Origin of the sequence: Anaerosacchariphilus polymeriproducens (assembly GCF_003363435.1) — a bacterium.
In the GTDB taxonomy this organism is placed as follows: Bacteria; Bacillota; Clostridia; order Lachnospirales; family Lachnospiraceae; genus Anaerosacchariphilus; species Anaerosacchariphilus polymeriproducens.
Genome location: NZ_QRCT01000013.1, coordinates 128,220 through 145,710 on the forward strand (window position 1 = coordinate 128,220; position 17,491 = coordinate 145,710).

Genomic DNA, 17,491 nt, shown 5'->3' on the forward strand with positions numbered 1-17,491 from the left:
ATACCTTCCATAAGTTAATTTTATACATCCCTTTTTATTTATATGTGGCAACTCCATAATCATCTAAATTCTCATCTGTTAGCAAGACCACCGGTATGGTAATATATTTTTCAATTGGATTCCCCTCTAAATAAGTGTAAGCTGTTTCTGCCGCCGTCATTCCCATTTCAATCGGAGCTTGAGCTGTTGACACCTCAATCTGCCCTTCCTTCATTAATTTCTTGATTTCTGGTGAACCATCTATTCCATATACGAAAATATCTTGATCTTTTTTCATCTCTTTTAAAGTTGAAATAGCTGCCATTGCAGTTATATCACCTGTCGGTACTATTACATTAATCTCTGGATGTTTTCTTACTATTTCTCGCACTGTCGCTTTAATATTCTCATAATTTTCTTCGTCTGTCTTATACGAAACTATTTCATACTCTGGTAAATCCTTAATGGTATTCATAAATCCTTCGACTCTTGCTATTGTTGAGGTACTAAAAAAAGGATAATGTAATATAGCAATTTTTGCTTTCTCCTTTCTTTTCATTAAATCCTGAGCAATTAACACACCCATATTATAATTATTGGAAGCAATCGTACTCGTTGGAAGATTCTCATCATATATTGGTGTATCTACAATAAATATGGGAATTCCTGCTTCTTTGGCCGATTCTAACGCCGGTACTACTTTCATTGGATTTACAGGAATGACAAATAAAGCATCAACTCCCTGAGCAATTAAATCTTCAATCTGTTTATTTTGAATGTCTTGGTTAAAATCAGAATCTAGTGAAAGTATCTGGTCTCCCTTTTCCTCAACAATTTTTTTGAGTCCTTCATTTAAATTTGTAAAATAAAGATTTCTTAAAGTTCGAAATACAGCTCCAAACAAATAAGAGTTTCCATTCTCTCTACTATTTTCACATCTTAAAAATATTTTCATAATGTTCCTTTAGATCTTGCGTTATATTAATATATTCATAAATTAAATAAAGAATGTCCGTGACAAATAACCTGTATGCAATTTTATACTATTTTTCATTGACTCGAATAAACATAATGCTCAAAACAATCGTGATAGCTTCCGTTACAGGTGCTACAAGCCATACACCCGTCATACCAAACAATGTTGGTAAAGTAAAGATGCATATTAATAATACGACCAACCCTCTGGATAAAGAAATTATTGCAGACTCTTTCGCTTTACCAATCGATGTAAAATAAAAAGAAGTAATGGTATTGATACCTGAAAACAAAAAGGAGAACATAAAAATTGAAAGACCTGAACGTATTAAAGCTACAACACTTTCACTTCTTACAAAAGCATTGCTATACCAATCAGAAGCAATAAATAAAATAATCATGACCACTACCCCTGATAAGAATACAAATATATTTGTAATCTTTCGAATTGTTTTACTTAATTCAAATTCTTTTGCACCATAGGAAAAACTGATCAAAGGACTTGCTCCTTGACCGAAACCGACAATTACCATGCTAAACAAATATGCGATATATCCTACTATCGTAAAGGCCGCTACGCCTTCAACACCAACATTTTTCATAATTACCCAGTTATACGCGAACATCGAAATACTCATTGACATCTGACCAATAAATTCTGAGCTTCCGTTTAATACCGTATCTCGTAATACTTGTTTCGAGAATTGAAATTTTCTTATCTTATAAATACTAGATTTTTTCAGAAAAAACAATATCATACTAAACAGACCTATTATAAGTGAAATCAAAGAAGCTAAAGCAATCCCTTTAATTCCAAATCGCAGAATTTTTATAAAGTAATAATCCAAACAAATGTTACTTATTACAGTTAATATATTGATCAACATAAACAAATGTGGTTTTCCCTCTCCACGAATAAACATACCAAGCGTTGAATTTACAATCATGATAGGATATGCCAATATCATGATAGAATAATATTTATCAAAATAAATTCCAACTTGTGCATCTATATTAACAGCTCTGATAATACTTCCCATAAAAATACATATAAATATACTTAATATTACTGATACAATTATAGAAGAAATAACAGTTTGATTAAACACATTATTACTTTTCTTTATATCTTGTGCTCCTAATGCAATTCCAGCAATTGCTATACCGCCAACACCAAACATAATACCGAATCCCAAATAGACATATACTATAGGAAGGCCAAGATTTACTGCTGCAATCCCTTCTTTACCCACATAATTACCTATAAAAAATCCATCTACAATGGTAATAAGGGAGGTAAGTACCATTGCTATAATAGAGGGAATGGAAAATTGCAGAATCATCTGCACCGTTTTGTTTTTAATATTTTCTAAGTTCATAAAATATAGACTCCTTTCAATCTGAACTAATCATAGTGGCAGTTCTCATTATAGTAAAAAGTCAATTTTAAAACTTCTGAATTCTTGCTCATTTTGCAGTACATAATAAAAAGAAATTCCTGACAAATTTCTTGTAAGGAATTTCTTACTAAATTAAATTTTATGAAAATTTCTTGCTAATAAAATATCTTTCTGCATTTGTTCTTTTAACTGATCAACAGAATCAAATTTTTTCTCCATCCTTAGATAACGTAATAATTGTACTTCAATGGTTTCACCGTATATATCCATATCATAATCAAAGATATACGTTTCTACTCCTCTTGTTTCGGTTGCTCCTACTGTCGGTTTATATCCTATATTAGTCACAGAACTATATTTTTTACCTCGTACAATTGTTGCTGAAATGTAGACTCCATTCGGTGGAAGTAATTTTTGTCTGACAGGCAAAAGGTTGGTTGTCGGCATTCCAATCTTTCTGCCAAATTTTCTGCCCGGAATCACTTCCCCTCTTACTGTAAATGGATACCCTAATAATTGATTCCCTTTTTCAATATTTCCTTTTTGTATTTCTTCTCTAATATAGGTACTGCTGATGTCTATTCCATCCAATTGTTCCTTCTCTATGACCTCAACATGATATCCAAAATCAGCTCCTAATTTAACTAATAAATCTGTATCACCTTTTCTTTGATGTCCGAAACGAAAATCTGGTCCTACTATAAAAAATTTTATATTTAATTTTTCAACAATATCTTTAATAAACTCTTCCGGTTCCATATTCCTTATTTCCGGAACAAATGGACACTCTATTAGATAATCAATACCTGCTTCTTCTGCAAATATCCGTCTTTCTTCATTTGTTGTTAGCACTTCTTGCACTTGTTCTTTCATAACGGCTCCAGGAGGGGTATCAAATGTAAATAAAACTGATTTTGCACCTAATACTTTCTTCTCTATCACATGCTTTATTAATTTTTTATGCCCTAAGTGTAAGCCGTCAAACTTCCCTAGCGTAATAGCGGTAGGTTCTTCTACATGAAAATTAGTTGTCTGAGTAAAGTATTTCATACACTCCTCTTCTTCCTTTTATCTTAAAACATATTATTCCATAAAAATTTTTATTGGTTTATAGTTTTTCTTTTCTGTATTCCATTTATAAATGCCAATAAATTTTCCTCCAACGTCATAAATTCGAATCATTGTAGGTAATTCTGTTAGATTTTGTTTTGAAATAAACATGGATTCATGAATTGGATTTCCATTAAGAAGAATCTTATTAAATTTGCTATCTACTGTAAATGACGGATAATCCAGAAACATTTCGTCTATCTCTGTCAAAATTGAGGAAATTGCATTAGTTTTGGCTAATTCTTCAATTTGATTCAGATTTTTCGCTTCTTGTATTTCAAATCTTCCAACCTGGGTTCGGGTCAATTGATTCATACAACCACCACAACCCAATTGATATCCAATATCATGACATAAGGTTCTAATATATGTTCCCTTGGAACATTGCACTATCAGCCTTACATAAGGAAAATCTATATTTGTAATTTTTATATGATGAATGATTACTTTTCTTGCTTTTCTTTCTATTTCTTTACCTTCCCGGGCTAATTCATATAATTTTTTTCCATTCACTTTTATTGCTGAATACATTGGTGGAATTTGTTGATATTCTCCAATAAAACCCAGAATCACTTCTTTAATTTCATCAGTATCCAATTGTACTGGTTTTTTAGATATGATATTCCCGGTTGTATCTTGAGTATCCGTCACTACCCCGAGAAGCATTTCTGTTTCATAGGTTTTGTCTTTCTCCGTTAACATATCACAAATCTTAGTTCCTTTTCCCAAACAGATCGGCAATACACCCTGAGCATCCGGATCTAATGTTCCTGTGTGACCAATCTTCTTTTGTTTTAAAATTCCTCTAAGTTTTGCAACAACATCATGAGAAGTATAACCCTTTTCTTTATAAACATTAATTATTCCATTTATCACATGATTCACCTATCGTAACTGTTTTTCTATTTCTTTCAATATTAACGTTTCTATCTCTTTTATTTCGCCTTTAAGACTGCATCCCGCTGCACGTATATGACCACCGCCTCCCAAAAGCGATGCAATTACTGAAACATCAACAATTTCATTAGAACGCATACTAATTTTAAATTCATTTTTTTCTGTTTCATAAATTAGAACAGCAACATCCACATCTTTCGTTACTCTAAGTTGACTTACGATTCCTTCTAAATGTCTTGTAGCAACCTGATACTTTTCCAAATCTTCCTGCATCAGCACACTCAAAATACATTTTTCATCGAGAAAAAGTCTGCTGTCTAATAAAGCTTTTCCTAAGATCTGATTTTGATTAAATGTCTTTTTATAAAAAGTATCATCTATTATTTTGGTAAAATTTATTCCTTTATCCATCAACATTCCAGCAACATTCATAGTTTTGGATGAAGTTGAGCTATATTGAAACACACCTGTATCATGAACGATTCCTGTATAGATACATTCTGCAATTTCTTTAGAAATTTTATCTTTTTCTATTAAATCAAAAACTAATTCCGATGTTGAACTTGCTTTCGGAAAAATATAATTTTCATCAGCAAAGTGCTTATTACTGATATGATGATCAATACATATTGTTTTATGGGCTGTTTCAAAATATTTTTCTGCAATTCCTAAACGTTCACTATCACCACAATCAAGCGCAATAAATAAATCATATACCATATCCATATCATATGTATTATTTATTTTTTCTGCATTCTTTAGAAACTTAAAAAGATTTGGAATCGGTTCTAAATAAATATCTACTTTTATATCGGTCCAATTATCGATAATATAATTATACATCGCAAGACAGGAGCCGACACAATCCCCATCCGGGCGAATGTGTCCTCCGATTGCAATAGATTTAACACCCACTAATTGGGATGCAATATTATTCATTATAATCATCCTCTGCTTTACTGTCTTTCTGATTGATATCGGCAATTATTTTAGACATATTTACACCATATTCTATCGACTGATCCAAAACAAATTTTATTTCTGGCGTGTTCCTAAGATTAATTGCCTTTGCTAATTTTGTTCGAATATAACCTTCTGCACTTCTTAAACCTTTTATGGTATCTTCTTGAGATTTTTCATCACCAAGCACACTAATATATGCTTTACACATTTTTAAATCCGGACTCACTTCTACTGCTACAATTGATGTCATAGGATTAATTCTTGGATCTTTAATTTCTCCACGAATTATATTACTAAGCTCTCTTTGAACTTCCCCATTCACCCGTGTATTTTTAATGCTGTTTTTTCTCATAGTCTCACCTCTATCTTTCTACTTCTACCATAGTAAAGGCTTCCACCAAATCTCCTTCTTTTACATCATCAAAATCTTCGAATACCAAACCACATTCATATCCGGCTTTTACTTCTTTTACATCATCCTTAAATCTTTTCAATGATGCTAATTTTCCTTCGTAAATCACCTCATTTTCACGGGTAATTCTTATAAGGCAGCCCCTTTGGAAAAGACCATCTAACACATAGGAACCTGCAATATTTCCAACACCCGAAGACTTGAAAATCTGCCTGATTTCAGCGTGACCGATTACTTTTTCTTCAAAGATTGGATCAAGCATTCCTTTCATCGCTGCTTCTACATCTTCGATTGCATTGTAAATAACTTTATATAATCTTAAATCTACTCCTTCACGATCTGCTGTTATTTTGGCTGTTGGATCCGGCCGGACATTAAATCCAATAATAATGGCATTGGAAGTACATGCTAATATAACATCTGATTCATTGATGGCACCAACACCTCCATGGACAATTTTAACAACAACCTCTTCATTTGAAAGTCTAAGAAGGCTTTGTTTTACAGCTTCTACAGAACCTTGTACATCTGCTTTCACAATGATACCAAGCTCTTTTACATTTCCTGCTTTAATTTGTGTAAATAAATCATCCAAGGACATCTTTGCCTTTGTATCGTCTAGTAATTTTTCTTTATTCTGTGATATAAATGTTTCTGCAAACGATCTGGCTTCTTTTTCACTATCTACACTGACAAAAATTTCGCCGGCATTTGGAACATCACTTAACCCTAAAATTTCGACAGGTGTAGACGGGCCTGCTTCTTTCACTCTCTTACCTTTGTCATCCATCATGGCTCTTACTTTACCATAGCAGGAACCAGCTGCAATTGGCTGACCTATTTTTAGAGTACCTTTTTGAACAAGCACTGTAGCAACAGGACCTTTTCCTTTATCAAGCTGTGCTTCTACTACAAGTCCCCTTGCCATTCTCTTTGGATTCGCTTTCAATTCACAAACTTCTGCAGTTAATAAAATCATTTCTAATAATTGTTCAATACCTTCTTGCGTATGAGCTGATACCGGTACAAAAATCGTACTTCCGCCCCAATCTTCCGGAATCAGTTCATATTCTGAAAGTTCTTGTTTTACTCTTTCAATATTGGCACTTGGCTTATCAATCTTATTAATTGCAACTATTATTTCAATACCTGCAGCTTTTGCATGATTAATTGCTTCAACAGTCTGAGGCATAACGCCATCATCTGCCGCTACTACTAAAATAGCAATATCCGTTGCATTTGCACCACGCATTCTCATTGCAGTAAACGCTTCATGACCAGGTGTATCTAAAAACGTAATTTTTTGTCCTTGAGATTTTACAACATAAGCACCTATATGTTGTGTAATTCCACCAGATTCTCTATCTGTCACATGAGTATTTCGAATGGCATCAAGTAAGGAAGTCTTTCCATGATCAACATGCCCCATAACACAAACTACAGGCGGTCGCTGAACCATTACGCTTTCATCTTCATCTTCTTCTTTTAAAAGCTCTTCTATCACATCTACCTTTTCTTCTAATTCTGCAATAAAATTAAATTCTAATGCAATTTCTTCTGCCATCTCAAAATCAATCTCTTGATTTACTGTAACCATTTTTCCTTCTAGAAATAATTTCTTTACAATTGCAGACGGTTGGATTTTCATTTTATCTGCCAATTCTTTAATTGTTAATGAATCCGGTATAATTATAGTTTTAATTGTCTCTTCTACTACTGGAACTGATTGTGATACGACTTGTTCGTTTTGTTGTTTTTTACCTTGATCTTTTTTATTATTAAAACGATTATTCCCATGATTTGTTCTGTTCGCACCTTGATTTTGTTTGTTACCATTGCTATTTTTTTGATGCAACTTACTATTGCCTTTGGAGTTATCCTGGCCATTTCTACGATTATCATTCGAATTCGCCTGATTTATTTTGTTTCCCTGACTTGCATTGTTGCTAGTATTTCTATTGTTATTGCTATTAATATTTCTGTTATTATTGTTATTATTATTACTATTTCTATTATTATTACTATTTCTATTATTATTACTATTATTACTATTATTTCTATTATTATTACTGTTATTATGATTATGATTACGATTTGTATTATGATTTACATGATTCTCTGATTTAGATTCCGTTGTTTTCACTGTCGTTTTCTCACTCATATTTTTCCTAACTTCATTTGTATTTTTATTACCAAGATTATTCGTCTGCTTGTGTCGGTTGTTATTTTGATTTGAATTTGATTTATTCACTCTGCTGTTTTGAGGATGATAAACTTGTGATATATTAGACTTCTTTTTCGTTTGGTTGTTTTCCTTATTTTTATTTTCAACCTCTTTATTTAAAAAACGATTACGAACCAATTGCACATGTTCATTTTCCAATGCACTCATGTGACTTTTAACTTCTATATTATTTTTAATTAAAAATTCAATAATTTCTTTATTTGATTTGTCAATTTCTTTTGCTAATTCATGTACTCTCATTTTTGACATATTTCTACCTCCGTTATTCAATTGTTTGTCTGCATTAACTGTTTCGCAATGGATTTTGCAAATCCAGGATCTAAAATCGCCAAAGATGCACGAAATTCTTGCCCCATAGCGTGCCCCAATTCCTCCTTTAAACCGTATTCATATATTGGTACTTGATAAAAAGTACACATATTATGAAATTTTTTTTTCGTATTCTTAGACGCATCATCTGCAACAATCACTAATGTTGCACTTCCTTCTTTTACTGCTTTTTCTGTCATAAATTCCCCACTTACAAGATTTCTGGAACGTCTGGCTAATCCAATTAAAGAAAATATCTTATTCTGACTCAAGTAATTTCATCTCCTTTTCTAACGTTTCATAAATTTCTCTGGGAATTGATGTTTTTAATGATCTTTCCAGTCCTTTACTTTTATATGCTTTTTCTAAACATTCTTTCGATTTACATATATAAGCACCACGACCATTTTTTCTGCCGGTGGTATCTATCGTAAGTTCATTCTCAGCTGTTTTTAATACTCTTATCATTTCTTTTTTGTTCTTCATTTCCATACATCCTACACATTGACGCATAGGAACTTTTTTTACACTGCCCAAAGAATCACTTCCTATTCAATTACTTCTTCTTCATCTTCAAATGAAATTTCTTCATTATAAAAATCTTCTAACTCTGCTGCTTGTGTTTCACTCTTTATGTCTATTTTGAAACCTGTAAGTCTTGCTGCCAATCTTGCGTTCTGTCCTTCTTTACCGATAGCTAGAGATAATTGATAATCCGGTACAACGACTTTCGCTGTTTTCGCTTCTGCATCAGCAATCACAGACACGACTTTTGCAGGACTTAATGCATTCTCAATCAGAATAGCAGGATTTTCACTCCAATTAATAATATCAATTTTCTCTCCACGCAATTCATTAACAATTGCATTGACTCTAGCTCCATTCATACCTACACAAGCACCTACAGGATCTACATCCGGATTATTGGACCATACACCAATCTTTGTTCTGGAACCTGCTTCTCTTGAGATACTTTTAATTTCAACTGTTCCATCCTTAACTTCTGTTACTTCCGCTTCAAATAAACGTTTCACCAATTCAGGATGTGTTCTGGAAACTAAAACTTTAGGTCCTCTTGGTGTATCTTTCACCTCTAAAACATATAATTTAATTCTTTCTGTAGGCTTAAATACCTCACCTTTTACTTGTTCCTTTTCTGTTAATATGGCATCTACTTTTCCTAAATTAATGCTGATATTTCCTTTCACATATCGTTGAACAATACCGGTCACTACATCTTTTTCTTTTCCATAATATTGATCAAATAATACTTTACGTTCTTCTTCACGGATTTTTTGTAAAATTACATTTTTAGCATTTTGGGTTGCAATTCTTCCAAATTCTTTGGATTTGATTTCTACATTTACAATATCGCCTGGTTCATATTTTGTATCTTTTAATTTCGCGTCTATCAAACTGATTTCTAATACCGGATCAGCAACTGTCTCAACTACAGTCTTTTCCGCATAAACATGAAATTCACATGTGTGTTTATCAATTACAACTTTTATATTATCTGATTTTCCAAAATGGTTTTTGCATGCAGTAATTAAAGAATTTTCAATTGCTTCTAATAAAGTCTCTTTACTGATATCTTTTTCCTTTTCGAGTATATTTAACGCTTCTAATAATTCATTACTATTCATTTTTTATTATCCTCCTATATTTGTAAATACGTTAAAAATCAAAAGCCAATCGAATTAGTGCAATATCGGTTCTTGCAATAATCATTTCTGTTTTATCTTCAAATTCTAAAGTAACACTATGTTCATCATATGCTTTTAAATATCCTTCAAACTCTTTTTGTTTGTTAATTGGACGGTACGTCCTGACTTCAACTAATTCTCCAATACTTCTTGCAAAATCTTTCTCTTTCTTAAGCGGTCTTCCAAGCCCCGGTGAACTTACTTCAAAAATATAGGAATCTTCTATATAATCCTCTTTATCTAATATTTCTCCCATGGCTCTACTGACGATTTCACAATCATCTACTGTTATTCCACCTTCTTTATCAATATAAGCACGTAGATACCAACTACTACCTTCTTTGACATATTCAACATCTACTAATTCAAAATTATATTGTTCAATTATTGGAATCAGTAATTCTTCTGTTTTACGTTCGTACTCTTCTCTTTTTGACATCTCTACACCTTCTTTCCTTTTCAATTAGTTCATTTATAGGTTCATTAAATATCATAATTTATAATCAATAAATAAGAGTGGACTCACGTCCACTCTTACGTTTATACCGTATCATCTTATCTATCATAACACTTATCGAGTTCGTTGACAAGGCGTTTCTTTGACTTTTCTAAAATAATACAAATTTTATCCAACCATTACTCGCTCTTCAGGTAGTTTCACTCCTTTTTGAGCCTTTCCTCTTCTGATTCCAAAAGCAATCGCCATCGTAATCGGCCCAATCCTGCCTATATACATCAATAAAATAATTAACAATTTACTTGGAACACTCAAAGAACCTGTAATACCTAAAGATAATCCTACTGTAGCCAAAGCAGAAGTTGCTTCATAAAATAAATCCATAAATGACATTTGAGGTTCTAATACGGTTAACACAGTTGTCCCACTAATTAAAATAAATAAACTTATTGCTAAAATGGCCATAGCCCTTTCACAATTCTGTATAGGAATTGTTCGATGAAAAGCTTCTGTTCTTTCTTTTCCTTTTACTATAGATCTTATAAACAAAATAACAACTCCTAATGTAGCTGTCTTGATACCACCTGCTGTACCTGCAGGTGATCCACCTATAAACATCAATACAATAGAAATAACCTGAGACGGTGTTCGCATATCAGCCTGGGATATGGTCAAAAAACCTGCCGTCCTAGTTGTAATTGACTGAAAAAATGATGCCATTATCTTTTGGAATATATTTAAATCTGCCATTGTCTTTTCATTATTATATTCTAAAACAAAAATTAATAATGCACCACTAAATATTAAAATCAGCGTTACTGTTAAAACTACTTTGGTATGTAACGTTAAATGTTGGAGATTACGTTTGATTCCTAAATGATTTTTTAACCAGTCACGAAAAATTCTTGATATATCCCACCAAACTGTGAATCCAATACCTCCTGTAATAATTAGTAACATAGTTACAATACTTATAATTGGATTTTTAACATACGCTTGCATACTATTATCTCCGAAAAGATCTATTCCTGCATTACAAAAAGCAGATATTGATGTAAATATCGCTCTCCATATACCACCTAAAACTCCATAATCAGGAATTAACTGAAAAGAGAAAAAAAACGCTCCAAGGCCTTCAGCTATTAATGTTCCTTTCGTAATTCTCTTTACTAATTTTACAAGCCCTGAAAGTCCTTCTTCGTTTAAAGAATCTTGAATAATCAGACGTTCTTTTAATGTTACTCTTTTTCGTAATATAAGTAGTAACATAGTAAAGCAGGTCATAAATCCCAAGCCTCCAAACTGAATCAGAATTAAAATCACTACTTTACCAAAAAAACTCCAATAACTGTGAGTAGATACTGTTACTAATCCTGTCACACATACTGAAGTAGTTGATGTAAATAATGCATCCACAGGATTGGTGAATGTTTGGCTCGCACTACTGATTGGCAGCATCAATACGAATGCTCCTGTTAAAATAAACACCGCAAACCCCATTAAAATGGTATGAGTGGTGGAAAATCGCGTTACAAGCCGGTATAACTTTTCTTTCACAAGGATATCCTCCTATCATTTCTTTAAAAATTACAAATTTTTCTTCTGTTTTATATCACACATATTTCAATATATTCTTTATTTCTCTGCTTGTCAATCCTTTCATCTACTTTTTTAATTTTTCCTTTTTGTTCATTTTTATGTTCTAACTATTATACAAGAATTTTCAAAAAAAGACTTGCATTTTTACTAAAATCGATTTAAAATAGACAAGTATTGATTAAATGGTCCGTTAGTCAAGCGGTCAAGACGCTGCCCTCTCACGGCAGAAACACGGGTTCGATTCCCGTACGGACTGTTGACTGTTTATAAAACAGCCCAACCCGAAAAAACTCTAAGTATCTAAGATACTTAGAGTTTTTTATTATTATTAACGCTTCAACGATTCCTATTATTAAACAACTTTTTATATGCTTTATCGCTTTTGATTAATCGGTTGTATCCCTTCTCTTCTTACATTATGCGTTTGATTCTGATTTTCCGGATCAGACTTTTGTGTCACACTATTAAATTTCTCATTTTCTTTTTTTCTGGCAGTTTTTTCTTTTTTCATCTTATTATCACCTCAATATAGTATCTCACAAATTATATATGATATACACTACATCATCCAAATAATATATCCCAGGTTTTTACACCACACTCTCCATCTACAGTAAGAGCATTTGCTTTTTGAAATCCTTTTATAGCGCCTTCTAATAAAGGTCCTGCTATTCCATCCAATCCTCCGGTATAGAGTTTTTTTGCCCTTAACATTCCTTCGGCCAGATAAACAAATATTCCTCTGTCTCCATTTTTAACTAAAGAACCCGTTCCATATTGATTACATTTAGGTCCGAAATATCTGTTCTTTAAATCAAATGTATAACCTGTGTTTAACTTATTCATTTGATATTTCCATATACACAATGCAGCATTTCTTGTTTTTTCTCCATATATATTATCCTCGTCTAATAAAGCACCACAGTTCTCGTTTATAATACTTGCATAATTTTGATTCATCCATTTTTGAAAATCTTTTACTTCAAACTTAAATCCATTTCCACCCGAATTAGAGTTATAATCAATATCTACTAATTGAATGATATGAGTCCAACTATTTGAATATACACTTGTTTTTATTACCCCCGATTCTATTCCTCTTGCCTCAACAACAGTGTTGTCTCCTATAAAAACTCCAATATGACCACGTTTCCACACAGCCCAGCCAAAACAATTGTTACTTATTTGGTTTATTGGCAGTTTTTCTATGGCAGTGTCCATGTAATGTTGACTGTTTCTAATAATCCCAGTATAACCACTAATCAGACCGGAACAGTCATAAGCGACATACCCTATAAATTTTTGTGCTTTTTTTATATAAGTATCTGTATAAATATTGGGATATAAACTTGCCCATTGGTCTATTAAACTTTGATTTATTTTTTCACCTTTCGCACCATATAAACAAGCAACACCTACCTGACTTAATGCAAAATTAACTAATCCTCTATCTGTTTTACTCATATTTTTCCCTGCCTTTCAATAAAATAATTCTATATAATTATTATATTGTTTTGTGCTGAGAACGTTTATTATTAAGAAATAAAATAAAAAACCTTGGAAACTTCAAGTTTCCAAGGAAAATAAATTTCTATTTATGCAATTTTAGATTTAGCTTTTTGAGCTAATGTTGCAAATCCGTCTGCATCATTTACAGCCATTTCTGCCAACATTTTTCTATTCATTTCAATTCCTGCCAATTTTAATCCATACATAAATTTGCTATAAGATAAGCCGTTAATTCTAGCCGCTGCATTGATTCTGGCAATCCATAATCTTCTGAATTGTCTCTTTCTTTCTTTTCTACCTGCATATGAACTTGTTAATGCTCTCATAACAGATTGTTTTGCTACTCTATATTGTTTGGATCTAGCGCCTCTATAGCCTTTCGCTAATTTTAAAACTCTATTATGTCTTTTTTTAGCGCCAACTCCGCCTTTGATTCTTGCCATGACTTTTGTTCCTCCTTCTCAATTTCTTATAGATATGGTAAAATCTTCTTCATATTTTTTACATTACTAGCATCTGTAATTGTTGCTTTACGAAGATTTCTTTTTCTTTTTTGTGATTTTTTTGTTAAGATATGGCTTTTATAAGCTTTGTTTCTTTTTAATTTTCCTGTACCTGTTTTTTTGAAACGTTTTGCAGCAGCTCTGCTAGTTTTAATTTTTGGCATTTTATATTTCCTCCTTAAGTTTTGTCTCTAGAGCCCAAAGCTCTCAATAACTCTTTAATCTATATTTACATCTATCAGCCTAATCAGCGTCAATTAGATATAACGAATGATGTTTGCAACTATTTTTTTTCCGATAAGAACATAACCATGCTTCTTCCTTCTACTTTAGCTGGTTTATCAACGACAGCTATATCCTCTAACAGCTGTGCAAACTCATCAAGAATATGTTTGCTGCTTTGCATATGAGCCATCTCTCTTCCACGAAATCGTAATGTTACTTTTACCTTATCGCCTTTTGTAATAAATTTTCTTGCCATATTCACTTTCGTATTTAAGTCATTGGACTCAATATTGGGTGATAGACGAACTTCTTTAATGTCAATTGTCTTCTGCTTTTTCTTGGCTTCTTTTTCTTTTCTAGCTAATTCATATCTGTATTTTCCGTAATCAATTATTTTGCAAACCGGTGGTTTCGCTGTAGGAGCAATTTTAACTAAATCCAAATCTGCTTCCTTTGCTTTTGCTAATGCCTCTTTCACAGGCATAACGCCAAGTTGTTCTCCTTCTTCCCCGATTAGACGGATCTCTTTGTCTCTAATCTGCTCGTTAATCATTAAATCGCTAATAACGGTGCACCTCCATATTAATAATAAAAAAAGTGGATAGACAGACTATCCACTTCAATTCATTTAAAATAACTTGAAATATTAACCTGTAGTCGCCTTTGCGCTAAGGTGAGAGTGGATACTCTTCTTTACTGTGTCATGTTGCTCTTGCAACTCATTTAATTTAACACAATAAACCACATATTGTCAAGTATTTTTACATATTTTATTTAAATACTTATTTTGAATCTATATATTTTTTTATATTTGAAGCATTCACATACTTATTTACTTTTTTATCCTCTATCACTACTAGTGTTGGCGCCTGCATAATACCATATTTCTGAACGAGATCAAAGTTTTCTTCTGCATCGATCACAACATAAGATTCATTCGCCAGCATTTCTTTTGCTATATTACAGTTCGGACATGTCTTTGTTGTAAATAAATATTTTAAATCATTGGTCTTTTCAACTTTCACATCATCTTTTGATATCGTAACAATATTGGTTCTGACCGGCTTATAAGCTGCATTATCAATATCATATAATTGTCTGTTTTTATATTCTTGTGCTTTGCCATCGTTCCAGTTTTGTACCGGGCGGTAATAACCAGTGATACGACTGTAAACTTCTGCTCGTTCACCGCAAATAGGACAAGAATAATGTTCTCCGGTAATATAGCCATGTTCCTTACAGATTGAATAAGTTGGTGACATAGTATAATAAGGAAGTTTATAGTTTTCAGCAATTTTCTTTACTAAATTGGCAGCAGCTTTCCAATCTGGGAGTTTTTCCCCTAAAAAGGCATGAAAAACAGTTCCTGATGTATACAACACTTGTAATTCATCTTGAATATCTAAAGCATCGAAAATATCAGATGTATATTCGACAGGCAGATGAGAACTATTCGTATAATATGGAACATCTCCTTCTTTACCTGCTGTCTTTATATCCGGCCAATGTTTCCTATCATGTTTTGCTAAGCGGTATGTGGTCGATTCTGCCGGTGTTGCTTCTAAATTATATAAATCTCCATATTGTTCCTGATAATCTGAAAGACGACCGCGCATATAGTTTAAAACTTCTTTCGCAAATTCTTGAGTCTCTACTTGTGTCAAATCTTTTCCAAGCCACTTTGCATTCAATCCTACTTCATTCATACCAATCAGACCGATCGTTGAAAAATGATTGTTAAATGTTCCTAAATAACGTTTTGTATATGGATATAATCCTTCATCTAATAATTTGGAAATTACTTCTCTTTTAATCTTTAAGGAACGTGCAGAGATGTCCATCATTTTATCTAATTTATGATAGAACTCTTCCTTGTTTTCTGATAAATAAGCGATTCTTGGAAGATTTATCGTTACAACTCCTACTGATCCAGTACTTTCACCTGCACCGAAGAATCCACCTGATTTTTTACGAAGTTCCCTCAAATCCAATCTCAGCCGACAGCACATAGAACGTACATCACTTGGTTCCATATCACTATTGATATAATTTGAAAAATATGGTGTTCCATATTTTGCTGTCATTTCAAATAATAAACGATTATTTTCTGTATCAGACCAGTCAAAATCATTTGTAATAGAATAGGTCGGTATTGGGTATTGGAAACCTCTTCCATTTGAATCACCTTCAATCATCGTTTCTAGAAATGCTTTATTAATCATATCCATTTCTTTTTTACAATCTTTATATTTAAAGTCCATTTCTTTTCCACCAACAATAGCAGGAAGTTCAGCCAGGTCAGCCGGTACCGTCCAATCTAATGTTATATTAGAAAATGGAGCCTGTGTTCCCCATCTGCTTGGTGTATTTACTCCATAAACAAATGCTTCAATACTCTTTTTCACTTCATTATAAGATAGATTATCGGCCTTTATAAATGGTGCTAGATAGGTATCAAAAGAAGAGAAAGCCTGTGCTCCAGCCCATTCATTCTGCATAATACCCAGGAAATTTACCATTTGATTACATAATACAGATAGATGTTTTGCAGGAGAAGATGTTATTTTTCCTGATATTCCTCCTAATCCTTCCATAATCAATTGTTTTAACGACCATCCTGCACAGTAACCTGTAAGCATGGACAAATCGTGAATATGTATATCGGCACTTCTATGAGCCTGTGCAATTTCCTCATCATATATTTCAGATAACCAATAATTAGCTGTTACAGCTCCTGAATTACTTAAAATCAAACCACCTACTGAATAGGTTACCGTTGAATTTTCTTTTACACGCCAATCTTCCACTTTAACATAACTATTAACAATATCTTTATAATCTAAAATAGTAGATTTCATATTACGGACTTTTTCTCTTTGTTTACGATATAAAATATAAGCCTTGGCAACATCCGTGTAACCTGCTTGTTCTAATACTGTCTCTACACTATCTTGTACATCTTCTACGTGTACTGATCCTTTCTTTATTTTTTCTTGAAAATTTGCCGTAACTCTTAAAGACAACAAATTAATAATATCCTCATTATATTCTTTCTTTGTAGCCTCAAAAGCTTTTGAAATCGCCTCACTTATTTTTTTTAAATCAAATTCAGCTACTTCGCCGTCACGTTTTACAACATTAAACATTTTGCTCTTCCTTTCTATCCTTATTTTGGAAATGCATCTGCTGTTCCCGAATCATT

General features: G+C 32.5%; 18 protein-coding genes and 1 tRNA gene. 1 reads left to right on the plus strand and 18 read right to left on the minus strand.

Going from position 1 to position 17,491, the window contains the following annotated elements; translation table 11 throughout:
- Window positions 1-34 precede the first annotated feature (34 nt).
- The 12 genes from DWV06_RS05170 to DWV06_RS05225 form a co-directional block, all read right to left on the minus strand.
- Window positions 35-934, minus strand: a complete 900-nt coding sequence (locus tag DWV06_RS05170) for a substrate-binding domain-containing protein (protein WP_115481110.1) — start codon at window positions 932-934, stop codon at window positions 35-37.
- An 88-nt stretch (window positions 935-1,022) separates the two neighbouring features.
- Window positions 1,023-2,333 carry an MATE family efflux transporter gene (locus DWV06_RS05175; protein ID WP_115481111.1) on the minus strand — a complete coding sequence of 437 codons (1,311 nt, stop codon included), beginning with the start codon at window positions 2,331-2,333 and terminating at the stop codon, window positions 1,023-1,025.
- 153 nt (window positions 2,334-2,486) lie between these two features.
- Complete coding sequence (locus DWV06_RS05180; protein WP_115481112.1) at window positions 2,487-3,404, minus strand: bifunctional riboflavin kinase/FAD synthetase; 918 nt, start codon at window positions 3,402-3,404, stop codon at window positions 2,487-2,489.
- Between the two features lie 33 nt (window positions 3,405-3,437).
- Window positions 3,438-4,340 (minus strand): tRNA pseudouridine(55) synthase TruB, encoded by a 903-nt coding sequence (gene truB / locus DWV06_RS05185; protein WP_115481113.1) that lies wholly within the window; start codon window positions 4,338-4,340, stop codon window positions 3,438-3,440.
- 9 nt (window positions 4,341-4,349) lie between these two features.
- Window positions 4,350-5,300 (minus strand): DHH family phosphoesterase, encoded by a 951-nt coding sequence (locus DWV06_RS05190; RefSeq protein WP_115481114.1) that lies wholly within the window; start codon window positions 5,298-5,300, stop codon window positions 4,350-4,352.
- Window positions 5,293-5,676 carry a 30S ribosome-binding factor RbfA gene (gene rbfA, locus DWV06_RS05195; protein WP_115481115.1) on the minus strand — a complete coding sequence of 128 codons (384 nt, stop codon included), beginning with the start codon at window positions 5,674-5,676 and terminating at the stop codon, window positions 5,293-5,295. The genes DWV06_RS05190 and rbfA overlap by 8 nt, the downstream gene beginning before the upstream one ends.
- Window positions 5,677-5,686: 10 nt before the next feature.
- The gene (infB, locus tag DWV06_RS05200) at window positions 5,687-8,230 is read right to left on the minus strand and encodes a translation initiation factor IF-2 (RefSeq protein ID WP_115481116.1); all 2,544 of its coding nucleotides are present in this window, start codon (window positions 8,228-8,230) and stop codon (window positions 5,687-5,689) included.
- Between the two features lie 17 nt (window positions 8,231-8,247).
- A complete protein-coding gene (locus DWV06_RS05205; protein ID WP_115481117.1) occupies window positions 8,248-8,562 on the minus strand; it encodes a L7Ae/L30e/S12e/Gadd45 family ribosomal protein in 315 nt (104 codons plus the stop codon).
- On the minus strand, window positions 8,549-8,803 hold the full coding sequence (gene rnpM, locus DWV06_RS05210) for an RNase P modulator RnpM (protein WP_193725999.1): 255 nt from the start codon (window positions 8,801-8,803) through the stop codon (window positions 8,549-8,551). Before rnpM ends, DWV06_RS05205 begins: the two co-directional genes overlap by 14 nt.
- Window positions 8,804-8,838: 35 nt before the next feature.
- Window positions 8,839-9,936 carry a transcription termination factor NusA gene (gene nusA, locus DWV06_RS05215; protein ID WP_115481119.1) on the minus strand — a complete coding sequence of 366 codons (1,098 nt, stop codon included), beginning with the start codon at window positions 9,934-9,936 and terminating at the stop codon, window positions 8,839-8,841.
- Between the two features lie 31 nt (window positions 9,937-9,967).
- A complete protein-coding gene (rimP, locus tag DWV06_RS05220) occupies window positions 9,968-10,435 on the minus strand; it encodes a ribosome maturation factor RimP (protein ID WP_115481120.1) in 468 nt (155 codons plus the stop codon).
- A 186-nt stretch (window positions 10,436-10,621) separates the two neighbouring features.
- Window positions 10,622-12,010, minus strand: a complete 1,389-nt coding sequence (locus DWV06_RS05225; RefSeq protein WP_115481121.1) for a TrkH family potassium uptake protein — start codon at window positions 12,008-12,010, stop codon at window positions 10,622-10,624.
- A 226-nt stretch (window positions 12,011-12,236) separates the two neighbouring features.
- Here DWV06_RS05225 and DWV06_RS05230 point away from each other — a divergent pair.
- A tRNA-Glu gene (locus DWV06_RS05230) sits at window positions 12,237-12,308 on the plus strand.
- A gap of 117 nt (window positions 12,309-12,425) precedes the next feature.
- On the opposite strand, the gene DWV06_RS18615 is transcribed toward DWV06_RS05230, so the two are convergent.
- The 6 genes from DWV06_RS18615 to DWV06_RS05255 all read right to left on the minus strand — a co-directional run bounded on the left by DWV06_RS18615 (window position 12,426) and on the right by DWV06_RS05255 (window position 17,435).
- Window positions 12,426-12,563 carry a hypothetical protein gene (locus DWV06_RS18615; RefSeq protein ID WP_193725997.1) on the minus strand — a complete coding sequence of 46 codons (138 nt, stop codon included), beginning with the start codon at window positions 12,561-12,563 and terminating at the stop codon, window positions 12,426-12,428.
- Window positions 12,564-12,616: 53 nt separating this feature from the next.
- Window positions 12,617-13,516, minus strand: coding sequence for a peptidoglycan-binding domain-containing protein (locus DWV06_RS05235; RefSeq protein ID WP_115481122.1), 900 nt, complete (start codon window positions 13,514-13,516; stop codon window positions 12,617-12,619).
- A gap of 131 nt (window positions 13,517-13,647) precedes the next feature.
- On the minus strand, window positions 13,648-14,004 hold the full coding sequence (rplT, locus tag DWV06_RS05240; protein WP_115481123.1) for a 50S ribosomal protein L20: 357 nt from the start codon (window positions 14,002-14,004) through the stop codon (window positions 13,648-13,650).
- A gap of 26 nt (window positions 14,005-14,030) precedes the next feature.
- A complete protein-coding gene (rpmI, locus tag DWV06_RS05245; RefSeq protein WP_115481124.1) occupies window positions 14,031-14,228 on the minus strand; it encodes a 50S ribosomal protein L35 in 198 nt (65 codons plus the stop codon).
- 119 nt (window positions 14,229-14,347) lie between these two features.
- On the minus strand, window positions 14,348-14,842 hold the full coding sequence (infC, locus tag DWV06_RS05250; protein WP_115481125.1) for a translation initiation factor IF-3: 495 nt from the start codon (window positions 14,840-14,842) through the stop codon (window positions 14,348-14,350).
- Between the two features lie 229 nt (window positions 14,843-15,071).
- Complete coding sequence (locus DWV06_RS05255; RefSeq protein ID WP_115481126.1) at window positions 15,072-17,435, minus strand: ribonucleoside triphosphate reductase; 2,364 nt, start codon at window positions 17,433-17,435, stop codon at window positions 15,072-15,074.
- Window positions 17,436-17,491 lie beyond the last annotated feature (56 nt).